This is a genomic window from Serratia sp. L9 (genome assembly GCF_050632285.1).
GTDB lineage: Bacteria > Pseudomonadota > Gammaproteobacteria > Enterobacterales > Enterobacteriaceae > Chania.
This window is the reverse complement of sequence record NZ_CP192591.1, coordinates 1,196,472-1,209,360: the sequence shown is the minus strand read 5'-3', so window position 1 is coordinate 1,209,360 and position 12,889 is coordinate 1,196,472. Positions and strand designations below refer to the sequence as shown.

The following is a 12,889-nucleotide window of genomic DNA, read 5'->3' as shown; positions in this document are numbered from 1 at the left end:
CATTTACCTTAGCCAATCGCCGGGAACACCGGCAGCATCAGATACAGCTTGATTACGATGGCATTGGCGATATCGATAAAGAACGCCCCAACCATGGGCACCACCAGAAACGCCAGATGCGAAGGACCGAAACGATCGGTAATCGCCTGCATATTGGCAATCGCCGTCGGCGTCGCACCCATACCAAAACCGCAGTGGCCAGCAGCCAGCACAGCGGCATCATAGTTTTTACCCATCACGCGATAGGTCACAAAGATGGCGTACAGCGCCATCACCAGCGTCTGTACCGCAAGGATTGCCAACATCGGCAATGCCAACGAAGCCAACTCCCACAGGCGCAGGCTCATCAACGCCATCGCCAGGAAAAGCGAAAGGCTCACGTTACCCAATACCGAAACCGCCCGCTCGAACACCTGGTAGAAACCTGTTGCCGATAGGGTATTACTGAGGATCACACCGACAAACAATACGCAGACAAAGGTTGGCAGTTCGAAGGCAGTACCGTTCAATAACCCGGCAATAAAGTTGCCGATGCTCAAACAGATGGCAATCATGGCAATGGTTTCCACCATCACCAATGAGGTGATCATTCGGGCACTTTCCGGCTTTTCAAAACCGCTTGGCTGCACGCTGTCTTCCGGCGTTCCCTCTGGCGTAGAGGAGTGTTTCACCAGGTAGCGGGCCACCGGGCCACCAATCAACCCCCCAGCACCAGGCCAAATGTGGCACAGGCCATCGCCACTTCGGTGGCATTTTCAAATCCGTAGCGTTCAATGAACACCTTGCTCCAAGCAGCGCCAGTGCCATGCCCGCCGGAAAGCGTAATTGAACCGGCAATCAATCCCATCAAGGGATCCAGCCCCAGCATCTTCGCCATAGCAATACCAATGGCGTTCTGCACCAGCAGCAATCCCAGCACCACAAACAGGAACACCATCAGCGCCTTGCCCCCGGCACGCAGGCGCGCCAGATTGGCATTCAGGCCGATAGTGGCAAAAAAGGCCAGCATCAACGGGTCTTTCAGCGACATATCAAAGCTGATTTCCCAGTTGGCAGTTTTTTTCATAACCAGCAGCAATAACGCGACCAGGAGGCCCCCGCCACAGGGGCCGGGATCGTGTATTTTCTAAGCAGAGGAATGGAGCGCACACATTTGCCCCCGAGGAGCAAAACCAGTGTGGCAGCGACTAAGGTGCCATAAGTATCAAGATGAAACATCCAGGTACTCCGTGTAGAGGAAAACATCCAATAAAATAATAAGTTATAAAATTTACTCAGTTTTTTAACTTAGTGAATGCTGGATTAAAAGTAAAAACGGCTAATAACACAAGAAAAAATGAACGAAAATGCGACATTAAAGGACCGGGTTAGCCAAAAATATAAATGCGCAACCGTTTGCTTTTGTGAACTGGATCATTAAAATGCCTTCTTTGCCGCCTTTGGGAATGCCACACCATGACCATCCAATCCGCCGAGCTCGAAGCCGTACAACGAGCATCTGCAGCAGCGCCAAGCAACAGTGAACTGATTTATCGCCTGGAAGATCGCCCGCCGTTGCCGCAAACCCTGTTTGCCGCCAGCCAGCATCTGTTGGCAATGTTCGTTGCCGTGATAACCCCAGCCTTGCTGATCTGCCAGGCGCTTGGTTTGCCTGCGCAAGACACCCAACACATCATCAGCATGTCACTGTTTGCTTCCGGTCTGGCTTCTATTCTGCAAATCAAAACCTGGGGCCCGGTGGGTTCTGGCTTGTTGTCGATTCAAGGCACAAGCTTCAATTTTGTCTCTCCGCTGATTATGGGCGGCTTGGCGTTGAAAAACGGCGGCGCCGACGTGCCAACCATGATGGCTGCTTTGTTTGGCACCCTGATGGTCGCTTCATGTACCGAAATCTTGCTGTCACGCGTGCTGCATCTGGCGCGCCGCATTATTACCCCGCTGGTATCCGGCATTGTGGTGATGATCATCGGCCTGTCATTGATTCAGGTTGGGCTGACCTCTATCGGTGGTGGCTATGCGGCCATGAACGACCATACCTTCGGTACCCCCAAGAATTTGCTGCTGGCCGGTGCGGTTCTGGTGGTTATCATTCTGCTTAACCGCCAACGTAACCCCTACCTGCGCGTCGCCTCTTTGGTGATTGCCATGGCCGTCGGCTATCTGCTGGCCTGGGTAATGGGCATGCTGCCCGAAACTCAGCCAGTCACGCAAACCGCCGCTATCACTATTCCTACACCGCTTTATTACGGCCTGGGTTTTGACTGGAACCTGCTATTGCCGCTGATGCTGATCTTTATGGTCACTTCTCTGGAAACCATCGGTGATATCACTGCCACCTCTGACGTATCCGAACAGCCGGTCAGCGGCCCGCTCTATATGAAGCGCCTTAAGGGAGGCGTGCTGGCCAACGGCCTGAACTCGATGCTGTCTGCCGTATTCAATACCTTCCCGAACTCCTGCTTCGGCCAGAACAACGGGGTGATCCAACTGACCGGCGTTGCCAGCCGCTACGTGGGTTTTGTCGTGGCGCTGATGCTGATCCTGTTAGGGTTGTTCCCGGCGGTCGCCGGTTTTGTGCAGCATATCCCTGAGCCGGTACTAGGCGGTGCCACCATTGTGATGTTTGGCACCATCGCCGCCTCTGGCGTGCGTATCGTTTCCCGTGAGACGCTAAACCGCCGTGCGGTGATGATCATGGCACTGTCGCTGGCCGTTGGCATGGGGGTTTCCCAACAACCCCTGATCCTGCAATTTGCACCAGACTGGCTGAAAACCCTGCTTTCTTCCGGTATCGCAGCCGGCGGGATCACTGCCATTGTGTTGAATCTGGTGTTCCCACCTGAGAAATAAGCGCTTTAACGCGGTTAGAAAAAAGGCCGAAAGCAAACCGCTATCGGCCTTTTTTTATTGTCTTTCAGTCTATTGCACTTGAGCTGGCGAGCTAGTTGCGGCATAAACAAGGTATCTTTTCTGACCGCTACGGACTCCAACGATGAAATTTATCGGAAAACTGTTGCTGACATTACTGCTGCTGGTAGTGCTTGCGGCGGTATTGCTCTATGTTGTAGGGCAAACCCGCTGGGCTGCAGGCACCTTGAGCCGTTGGATCAGCGATAACAGTGAATATCGCCTTTCGCTGGAAAAAATCTCTCACTCGTGGAGCAAACCTGGGCAAATCAGCCTGGAGGGCGTTGCTTTTACCCGAGCCAACCAACCGCAGATTCTGGCTGCCAAGCAGGTCAACCTGGCATTCAGCCTGCGGCAGATCACCGATTTCGGCTATTTCGACAGCATAACCTTGCGCGATGGCACCCTCAACCTGCAGCCACAGCAGGGTGCCGTTCTGCCCATCCAGGCTGATGTACTGCAACTAAGTAATATGGCGCTGCACTATAACGATGAGACCTGGCAATTAAACGCCGAGAAGGTGAATGCCGGTATCAATCCGTGGCAACCCAAAACCGGCCATCTGCTCGGTGAAAACAATCAGTTCCAACTGAGTGCCGGTGTCATGGTATTGAACGGCATTCCTGCCTCACAAGTGTTGGTGCAGGGTGAAATCAAGCAGAACCAATTGATATTAAGCGACTTCGGTGCCGGGTTGGCGCAAGGAGATCTGACGGGCGTTGCCAGCCGGGCAGCCGATGGCAGCTGGTTGGTAGAACGCTTACGGCTGAGCAATGTACGCCTGCAAACGCCGTTAACGCTGGAGCAGTTCTGGGATCGCTTCACGGCACTGCCACCCATCACGGTGAAACGTTTTGATCTGATCGATGCTCGCCTGGAAGGGAAAGAGTGGGCGGTTAACGATCTCGATCTGTCGCTGCAAAATGTCACCTTCCAGCAGGGGGACTGGAGTAGCCAAAACGGGTTGCTCGACTTCAACGCGGGCGATCTCATCAACGGTAGTTTCCATTTAATCGATCCGATCATGAATATGCAGCTCTCCCCGGCGGGTATTGCCATTGGGCAATTCACCACCCGTTGGGAAGGTGGGCTATTACGAACCTCAGGCAACTGGCTGCGGGCCAATAAGCGTTTGCAGTTAGATGAGGTGGCCGTAGCTGCGCTGGAGTACACATTGCCTATCAACTGGCGTACGTTGTGGCTACAACCGCTGCCAAGCTGGCTGGCCGAGGTGTATATCGGCAAGATGACCACGAATCGTAACCTGATTATCGATATCAACCCGGATTTCCCGTTCCAAATCACCGCGCTGGACGGTTATGGCAGTAACCTGCTGTTAGCCAAAGATCATCAGTGGGGAGTCTGGTCGGGTTCGATGAAATTTAACGGCAACGATGCCACCTTCAACAAGGTCGACATACGCCGCCCTTCGCTGGCATTGGATGCCGATGCCCAGCAGATCAACGTTACCGAACTGAGCGCCTTTATGCCCGATGGCCTGTTGGATGCCAAGGTAAACGTCAGCCAATTGCCCGGCAAACCGTTCACGTTAAACTTTAGCGGCCGCTCGGTACCGTTGAACACTTTGCAACAATGGGGATGGCAGCACATTCCATTGGAAGGAGAGGGTAACCTGCAATTGCAGTTAAAAGGGCTGCTGAACAGCGATGGGCCATTCAAGGCTTCACTGCAAGGCCAATTACAGGCCACCAGTAAAGAGGGGCAAACGCTGGAACAACAGTTGCCATAATGAAAAAGGGTTCGGCATTACCGAACCCTGCATGTTAAGTCGGCGGTATTCAGTTAGGGATTGCTTCTGAACCGCCTTTGTCCAACGGCTCATCCGGTTCGGCAGGCAGCACCATATAAGTCCCTTCAAATACCGCCCCTTTGTCATCATCACCGAATAAATGCACCTCCGCCTGCACTCGCGCCCGGCGGCCACGCGCCAAACGGGCAAGATCGCCACTGAGTGAACTGAGATCGGCAACCGCTCGCGGCCGCCCGGTGATGGGTTTGCTATAACGGATATGCGCATCTGCCAGAATAATCGTCCCACCCAGATGGCGTTCACGCAGCAGCAGCCAGATCAATCCCCAGGCGGTCAGTGTCGCCAAGGAGAACAGGCTACCGGCAAACAGCGTATGATGTGGGTTCTGGTTGCCGACTTCCGGCATGGTGGTAACAAAGCGCTGGCCAGTATACTGGCTGATGCGTACCCCCATTTTTTCACTGAGCGGAATATGTTCATACCAGGCTTGCTGTAACTGCCCGCACCAGTCGGGGCGATGCAGGATATCGTCCAGTGTTGCCACCGGCTTGATCATCAGATAATGGCGGATAGGCGTCGTTTGTGGCGCAGTAATCTCACCCTGATTGATAAACCCGAGTTTGGCAAAGAAATCCACAGCATCTTCACGGGCGCTACACACCACCCGTTTGACTCCTTCCTGGCGTGCTACCGATTCCAGGGTCATCGCAACCAGCGTTCCCAACCCTTTGTCCTGCACCGTAGGATCAACGGCCAGGAAGCGGATAGCGGCTTCGTTATCGGCATTGATATATAAACGACCAATAGCCACAATGCGGCTATTCTCATCCACCACCATTTGATGGTGCGCCATGGCGTCGTAGGCATCCTTTTCCGAACCCACTGGCTGGTGCAATGGCTTACGCAGCATTTCCCAGCGAAACTGGTAATAATCCTTCAGTTCTTGCTCTGTAACGGGTACTCGTAGGTGATACATAGACGCCTTCTCTCTCGTATTGCTTAAACTTGAAGCCAGAATGTTACCGGCCCGTCGTTCACCAATGACACTTTCATATCGGCGGCAAACTCACCGGTCTGGGTTTCAACACCGCGCTCACGGCACTGGCCAACAAAATAGCGATACAACCGATCTGCCTCTTGTGGCACGGCACCGCGCGAGAAGCTCGGGCGCATGCCTTTCTGGGTATCCGCTACCAAGGTGAACTGTGACACGACCAGCACGCTTCCACCCGCTTGCCGGACGTTCAGATTCATCTTGTCATTCTCATCACCGAAAATACGGTAGCCTAAAACCCGCTCGCACAAACGTTCGGCTTTCTGTTCATTGTCATCCTGCTCAACGCCCAATAACACCAACAAACCCAGGCCGATCTCGCCGACTATTTTCCCTTCTACCGTGACGTTGGCATTTGATACCCGTTGAATTAACGCAATCATAAAGGCCCTTCCTGCTCCTGTTTTGGCTGTTGTTCTGCTTTTTGTTGCCGGTAAACACGATACTCACCGAGGGTTACGGTGATTTCGGCACCGAGTAACACGATACACCAGCTCCAATAGACCCACAGGAATAAAATCGGGATCACCGCCAACACGCCATAGATCAGCTGATATGACGGGAACATGGTGACGTACAGCGCAAACCCCTTCTTGCCCAGTTCGAACAGTGCCCCCGCCACCAGCGCGCCGATCAGGGCATCCTTCGGGGGGACACGCACCGTTGGCACCACGCTGTATAACAACCAGAAGGAGACCCACGACAGGATCAGCGGAAAAATACGTAACACTTCATCCACCAGGCTGTTTACGCCGGTTTGCGTTAACCAGTTCAGCGATAACAGATAAGAACTGATGGCCATACTGGCCCCCACCAGCAGCGGGCCCAAGGTCAGCACCATCCAGTAAACGGCAAAGGAAAACACGATAGGCCGTTTATTTTTGCTGCGCCAAATGGTGTTCAACACGCTATCTACCGAGGAAATCAGCAACAGCGCGGTGACAATCAGACCGCAAATCCCCACTGCAGTCATCTTGTTGGAATTGGCAACGAATTGTTCCAGGTAACGCTGAAGTACGTTACCAGCAGCAGGCATAAAGTTGGAGAAAATAAAGCTTTTCAACTGGACACTGATGTCAGCGAACATAGGGAAAACGGCAAATAGCGCAAACACTACGGTGATCAATGGCACCAGTGAAAGTAGCGAAACGAATGCCAGATGGCCCGCCAACATGGTCAGGCCATCGTCATCAATACGTTTAAACAGCAACCGCCCGAAGGTAATACCGGGCGTGATCGACGTTGGCAGCTTTTTGCGGCGGAAAAACGACATATCTTCTTCCTCTGATGTCAGTCTTTACCCTATGGATTTCGAGTTGCAGCTAGGCGACAAGCTATCTCATCCCCAGGAGCTTACGTTTAGTAAGTGACTGGGGTGAGATAGTGCAGGTAACAACGCTGCAGCTTGAAAGACGACGGGTACGCCTTAAGCTTAACGTACGGTGATTATTGAGCAAAATAAGCCGGCACAACCTGGCGATCGGTGACGTGCACCGCTTTGATCCCAAGTGCTTCAGCTGCTGCAACGTTAGCTGCCACATCGTCAAAAAATACCGCCTGCTCCGGCGGCATGTTTTCCTCGTTTAGCACATGCTGGTAGATATTGGCATCGGGCTTGCGCATGCCGATATCTTGCGAGAGGTACATATGATCGGCGGCCTCTGCTACCTGTGGGTAATGTTGCGGCCAGTAATTACAGTGCAGGCGGTTAGTATTTGATAACACTACGACGCGATGCCCCTCGCTACGCAGGCGATGCATAATGTCGATCACTTCCGGGCGCAGGGCGACAAACACCGCCTGCCAACCGGTAGCAAACTGCTCGAAACTGAGCGCAATCCCCATCTCTTCACACAGTTTTGCCGCAAACTCTTCGTCGCTGATCTCACCGCGCTCATGCTGCTGGAAAACCTCGCCCATGCTAAAGCGATCGGACAACATCGCCAGCGGTGTACCGCTAAGGTTGCTCCATACACCCAGTACACGTTTGAAATCGATATCGACAATCACATTACCTAAATCAAAGATATACAGCATAGTCCTCTCCCGATGGGCCAGTAAGATTTCACTGTAACGGGAAAAGTTAAGACTGAACAGGGAGCGGAGTGAAAATCGTTTGGCACGCCGTAGAAACGGGGAAAGGCAGAGGAAAAAACTCAGGGCGCTGTTACACGCCCTAAGCATTGCGGTTTAAATCGGCTGATTAAGCTTCTTTAGGACCACGGTTTGCACGCTTACGATCGTTTTCCGTCAGGTGACGCTTACGGATACGGATCGAGGTTGGCGTGACTTCGACCAATTCGTCATCATCGATGAATTCCAGAGCCTGCTCCAGAGACATCTTGATAGCGGGTACCAAGGTGGTGGCTTCGTCAGTACCGGAAGCACGCATGTTGGTCAGTTTTTTACCGGTCAGGCAGTTCACGGTCAGGTCGTTAGAACGTGAGTGAATACCGATGATCTGGCCTTCATAGACTTCAGCACCGTGGCCCAGGAACAGCTTGCCGCGATCTTGCAGACCAAACAGCGCGAACGCTACCGCTTTACCCTGACCGTTGGAGATCAGCACGCCGTTCTGACGCTGGCCCACTTCACCTTGACGGACATCGTCGTAGTGGCTAAAGGTGGAGTACAGCAGACCGGTACCCGAAGTCATGGTCATGAATTCGTTACGGAAACCGATCAAACCACGGCTTGGCACCACATAATCAAGACGCACACGGCCTTTACCATCTGGATCCATGTTTTTCAGGTCAGCTTTACGCTCACCCATCGCCTGCATCACAGAACCCTGATGCTGTTCTTCGATATCCAAGGTGACGTTTTCGAACGGCTCTTGTTTGCGGCCATCGATTTCACGGAAGATAACTTTCGGACGGGAAACGGCCAGTTCAAAACCTTCACGACGCATGTTTTCGATCAGCACAGACAGGTGAAGTTCACCACGGCCTGAAACACGGAACGCATCAGCATCTGCAGTTTCTTCAACGCGCAACGCAACGTTGTGTACCAGCTCTTTGTTCAGGCGCTCAAGGATCTGACGTGAAGTCACATACTTGCCTTCTTTACCGCAGAACGGAGAGGTGTTGACGTTAAAGAACATGCTTACGGTTGGCTCATCTACAGACAGTGCTGGCAACGCTTCTACTGCGCTCACATCACAAATGGTGTCAGAGATGTTCAGTTCGCCCAGACCGGTGATCGCGATGATGTCGCCCGCTTCGGCCACGGTCGCTTCGATACGCTCCAGACCCATATGAGTCAGCACTTTACCGACTTTACCGTTACGGGTTTTGCCTTCACTGTCGATGACGGTGATCTGCTGGTTAGGCTTAACTTTACCGCGCTTGATACGGCCGATGCCGATAACACCAACATAGTTGTTGTAGTCAAGTTGAGAGATTTGCATCTGGAACGGAGCTTCCAGCTCAACCTGCGGTGCAGATACGTGGTCGACGATCGCCTGATACAGCGGGGTCATGTCTTCAGCCATATCGTTATGGTCAGCACCCGCGATACCCATCAAGGCAGATGCATAGATGATTGGGAAATCGAGTTGTTCGTCGGTTGCATCCAGGTTTACGAACAGGTCGAAGACCTGATCAACAACCCAGTCCGGGCGAGCGCCAGGGCGGTCAACCTTGTTGATTACCACGATCGGTTTCAGACCATTAGCAAATGCTTTCTTGGTCACAAAACGGGTTTGCGGCATTGGGCCATCCATTGCATCCACAACCAGCAACACCGAGTCGACCATTGACATCACACGTTCTACCTCGCCGCCGAAGTCGGCGTGTCCTGGGGTATCTACGATGTTGATGCGGTAGTCTTTCCAATTAATGGCGGTGTTTTTTGCGAGGATAGTAATCCCACGCTCTTTCTCCAAATCGTTGGAGTCCATTACACGTTCAGTGGCTTCTGCACGCTCTCCGAAAGTACCGGATTGTTGCAGCAACTTGTCAACCAGGGTGGTCTTACCATGGTCAACGTGGGCAATAATGGCGATGTTACGCAAATTTTCGATCACAGCTTTGCCTCAGGCATTAGAAATAGCGCGCTATTGTACACGTATTAAGCGAGGGACTAAACAAGATCACAACACTCTCTTATAAACAACTGTGTACAGGTTAGTTTGTGATCCCTTTCACGGTGCAAAAAGCAGCAGCCGGACTCATTTTGCACCATTTTAGTGCTTGGCATCGATAAATTGCACTATCTTAGTGCGTTAGATCATTAATGGTGCATACTGGCCATGAGTAAAACCCGCGCAAACAGGCGATTTTTTCGCTTTTAAAAAGTTGGCACAGTTTTCGCTTTAGTCTAATCAAGGCGAAATCAAGCCAGTTACACAGATTCGTTCCACGACGACGACAATGATAAATCCGGGAGAGTTAAGTATGTCCGCTGAACACGTTCTGACGATGCTGAATGAGCATGAAGTGAAATTCGTAGACCTGCGTTTCACCGATACCAAGGGTAAAGAACAACACGTTACTATCCCAGCTCATCAGGTAAATGCCGACTTCTTCGAAGAAGGTAAAATGTTTGACGGCTCCTCAATCGGTGGTTGGAAGGGCATCAACGAATCTGACATGGTGCTGATGCCAGACGCCAGCACGGCAGTTCTGGATCCGTTCTTCGAAGAGTCTACCCTGATCATTCGTTGTGACATTCTCGAGCCAGGCACCATGCAGGGCTACGATCGTGACCCTCGTTCGATTTCAAAACGTGCGGAAGATTTCCTGCGCTCTTCGGGCATCGCCGATACCGTGCTGTTCGGGCCAGAACCAGAATTCTTCCTGTTTGATGACGTGCGTTTCGGCAGCAGCATCCGTGGTTCTCACGTAAGCATCGATGACATTGAAGGCGCCTGGAACACCAGCACCAAATACGAAGGCGGCAACAAAGGCCACCGTCCTCCAGTAAAAGGCGGTTACTTCCCAGTGCCACCGGTTGACTCTTCACAGGACATCCGTTCTACCATGTGTCTGACCATGGAAGAAATGGGTCTGGTGGTTGAAGCTCACCACCACGAAGTGGCAACAGCAGGTCAGAACGAAGTGGCCACCCGCTTCAACACCATGACCAAGAAAGCCGACGAAATCCAAATCTACAAATACGTGGTTCACAACGTGGCCCACGCGTTTGGCAAAACCGCAACCTTTATGCCAAAACCGATGTTCGGTGATAACGGTTCCGGTATGCACTGCCACATGTCATTGTCCAAGAACGGCACCAACCTGTTCGCTGGCGACAAATACGGCGGCCTATCTGAAATGGCGCTGTTCTACATCGGCGGCATCATCAAGCACGCTAAAGCAATCAACGCCCTGGCTAACCCGACCACCAACTCTTACAAGCGTCTGGTCCCAGGTTACGAAGCCCCGGTCATGCTGGCTTACTCTGCCCGTAACCGTTCAGCTTCAATCCGTATTCCCGTGGTTGCCAGCCCGAAAGCGCGCCGTATCGAAGCCCGCTTCCCGGACCCAGCGGCTAACCCATACCTGTGCTTCGCTGCGCTGCTGATGGCTGGCCTGGACGGCGTCATCAACAAGATCCATCCTGGCGATGCCATGGACAAAAACCTGTATGACCTGCCACCGGAAGAAGAAGCGGAAATTCCAAAAGTTGCAGGCTCGCTGGACGAAGCGATGGCTGCGTTGAACGAAGACCGTGAATTCCTGACCCGTGGCGGCGTATTCACCGACGACGCGATCGACGCTTACATCGACCTGCGTAAAGAAGAGATGGATCGCGTTCGCATGACGCCACACCCGGTTGAATTCGAACTGTACTACAGCGTTTAAGTCATACCCGCGTCCTCTGCGGAGGGCGCGTCGTTTTTTGTTGCCGTGGAAACTTTTTAGCCCATCTTCGGATGGGCTTTTTCTCCACCCTATCTTCTATAAAACTATTTCATACCGCGACGGATGAAGTAGGATGGATGCACTAAAACGGTGCAGTCGTCTGCTATGCTCAAGAGATTTCCAGGCGCAGCGAGACGGCAACCGAGCGAACCAACCGGAGCTTGGTCTGCCAAGTGACAGGTGTGAGTAAGGGCAGCCAACAACGCTGCGTCTTGAAAGATGAAGGGCATATATGGCAACTGGCAAGCTGCCCGAAGCAGGGCAGATCCTCAATTCTCTTATCAACAGTATTTTGCTGTTGGACGATCGGCTGGCCATTCACTATGCGAACCCGGCGGCACAGCAACTGTTGGCGCAAAGTGCCCGTAAACTTTTTGGTACGCCACTGCCCGAGTTGCTCGGTTATTTTTCGCTGAATATCGATTTGATGCGTGAGAGCCTGAATGCAGGCCAAGGCTTTACCGATAGCGAAGTGACCCTGGTAGTCGACAGCCGCGCACATATTCTCTCATTGACCGCGCAGGCGTTACCGGAAGGCTTTATCCTGATTGAACTGGCCCCGATGGATAACCAGCGCCGCCTGAGCCAGGAACAGCTGCAGCATGCCCAGCAGATTGCCGCACGCGATCTGGTGCGCGGGTTAGCCCATGAAATCAAAAATCCCCTTGGTGGCCTGCGTGGCGCAGCACAATTGTTGGCTAAAGCTCTGCCTGACCCGGCATTAACCGAATACACCAAGGTGATTATCGAACAAGCCGATCGGCTGCGTAATCTGGTAGATCGCCTGCTCGGGCCACAGCGCCCCGGCCAACATATTACCCAGAGTATTCATCAGGTGGTGGAGCGAGTCTGCCAACTGGTATCACTGGAAAAACCGGATAATGTCACGCTGGTACGTGATTACGATCCCAGTCTGCCTGAACTGGCGCACGATCCGGACCAAATAGAACAGGTGTTGCTCAATATCACCCGCAACGCACTGCAGGCACTGAGTGAAACCGGTGGAACCATCACGCTACGCACACGTACTGCGTTCCAGATTACTTTGCATGGCACCCGTTATCGGTTATCAGCACGTATCGATATTGAAGATGACGGCCCCGGCGTAGCGGCACAACTGCAAGACACCCTGTTCTACCCCATGGTGAGTGGCCGTGAAGGCGGTACCGGCCTGGGATTATCCATCGCCCGCAGTCTGATCGATCAGCATTGCGGAAAAATTGAATTTAACAGTTGGCCAGGGCATACCGAATTCTCGGTTTACCTGCCTATTCGGAAGTCGAGGTAGCT

The 12,889-nt window shown here is 52.8% G+C and carries 9 protein-coding genes and 1 pseudogene; 4 read left to right on the top strand and 6 right to left on the bottom strand.

Annotation, left to right across the window (positions count from 1 at the left end):
* Window positions 1-8: 8 nt before the first annotated feature.
* Window positions 9-1,218, bottom strand: a pseudogene (gene gltS / locus ACQ86O_RS05635) (sodium/glutamate symporter).
* 237 nt (window positions 1,219-1,455) lie between these two features.
* Here gltS and ACQ86O_RS05630 point away from each other — a divergent pair.
* Window positions 1,456-2,850, top strand: a complete 1,395-nt coding sequence (locus ACQ86O_RS05630; protein WP_431224451.1) for a nucleobase:cation symporter-2 family protein — start codon at window positions 1,456-1,458, stop codon at window positions 2,848-2,850.
* Between the two features lie 142 nt (window positions 2,851-2,992).
* Window positions 2,993-4,657 carry an AsmA family protein gene (locus ACQ86O_RS05625; RefSeq protein ID WP_431224450.1) on the top strand — a complete coding sequence of 555 codons (1,665 nt, stop codon included), beginning with the start codon at window positions 2,993-2,995 and terminating at the stop codon, window positions 4,655-4,657.
* A 49-nt stretch (window positions 4,658-4,706) separates the two neighbouring features.
* Here the strand turns inward: ACQ86O_RS05625 and fabY are convergent, their stop codons facing one another.
* From fabY to typA, 5 genes are all read right to left on the bottom strand, one after another.
* The gene (gene fabY, locus ACQ86O_RS05620; protein WP_431224449.1) at window positions 4,707-5,654 is read right to left on the bottom strand and encodes a fatty acid biosynthesis protein FabY; all 948 of its coding nucleotides are present in this window, start codon (window positions 5,652-5,654) and stop codon (window positions 4,707-4,709) included.
* A 23-nt stretch (window positions 5,655-5,677) separates the two neighbouring features.
* Window positions 5,678-6,115, bottom strand: a complete 438-nt coding sequence (gene dtd / locus ACQ86O_RS05615; protein WP_431224448.1) for a D-aminoacyl-tRNA deacylase — start codon at window positions 6,113-6,115, stop codon at window positions 5,678-5,680.
* Entirely contained in the window at window positions 6,112-7,005 is an 894-nt protein-coding gene (locus ACQ86O_RS05610; protein ID WP_431224447.1) for a virulence factor BrkB family protein, read from the bottom strand. The genes dtd and ACQ86O_RS05610 overlap by 4 nt, the downstream gene beginning before the upstream one ends.
* 173 nt (window positions 7,006-7,178) lie before the next feature.
* On the bottom strand, window positions 7,179-7,769 hold the full coding sequence (gene yihX, locus ACQ86O_RS05605; RefSeq protein WP_431224446.1) for a glucose-1-phosphatase: 591 nt from the start codon (window positions 7,767-7,769) through the stop codon (window positions 7,179-7,181).
* 166 nt (window positions 7,770-7,935) lie between these two features.
* Window positions 7,936-9,759, bottom strand: a complete 1,824-nt coding sequence (typA, locus tag ACQ86O_RS05600) for a ribosome-dependent GTPase TypA (protein ID WP_431224445.1) — start codon at window positions 9,757-9,759, stop codon at window positions 7,936-7,938.
* Between the two features lie 370 nt (window positions 9,760-10,129).
* Between typA and glnA the strand changes: the two genes are divergently transcribed.
* Together glnA and glnL are read left to right on the top strand one after the other, a co-directional pair.
* Window positions 10,130-11,539 (top strand): glutamate--ammonia ligase, encoded by a 1,410-nt coding sequence (glnA, locus tag ACQ86O_RS05595; RefSeq protein ID WP_431224444.1) that lies wholly within the window; start codon window positions 10,130-10,132, stop codon window positions 11,537-11,539.
* 292 nt (window positions 11,540-11,831) lie between these two features.
* Window positions 11,832-12,887, top strand: coding sequence for a nitrogen regulation protein NR(II) (gene glnL, locus ACQ86O_RS05590; RefSeq protein ID WP_431224443.1), 1,056 nt, complete (start codon window positions 11,832-11,834; stop codon window positions 12,885-12,887).
* Window positions 12,888-12,889 lie beyond the last annotated feature (2 nt).

What these genes read in the sequence shown, in the direction of transcription:
- glnL (WP_431224443.1), top strand. Translation starts at nt 11,832, where the DNA reads ATGGCAACTGGCAAGCTGCCCGAAGCAGGGCAGATCCTCAATTCTCTT.
- yihX (WP_431224446.1), bottom strand. Translation starts at nt 7,769, where the DNA reads ATGCTGTATATCTTTGATTTAGGTAATGTGATTGTCGATATCGATTTC.
- fabY (WP_431224449.1), bottom strand. Translation starts at nt 5,654, where the DNA reads ATGTATCACCTACGAGTACCCGTTACAGAGCAAGAACTGAAGGATTAT.
- dtd (WP_431224448.1), bottom strand. Translation starts at nt 6,115, where the DNA reads ATGATTGCGTTAATTCAACGGGTATCAAATGCCAACGTCACGGTAGAA.
- ACQ86O_RS05610 (WP_431224447.1), bottom strand. Translation starts at nt 7,005, where the DNA reads ATGTCGTTTTTCCGCCGCAAAAAGCTGCCAACGTCGATCACGCCCGGT.
- glnA (WP_431224444.1), top strand. Translation starts at nt 10,130, where the DNA reads ATGTCCGCTGAACACGTTCTGACGATGCTGAATGAGCATGAAGTGAAA.
- ACQ86O_RS05630 (WP_431224451.1), top strand. Translation starts at nt 1,456, where the DNA reads ATGACCATCCAATCCGCCGAGCTCGAAGCCGTACAACGAGCATCTGCA.
- ACQ86O_RS05625 (WP_431224450.1), top strand. Translation starts at nt 2,993, where the DNA reads ATGAAATTTATCGGAAAACTGTTGCTGACATTACTGCTGCTGGTAGTG.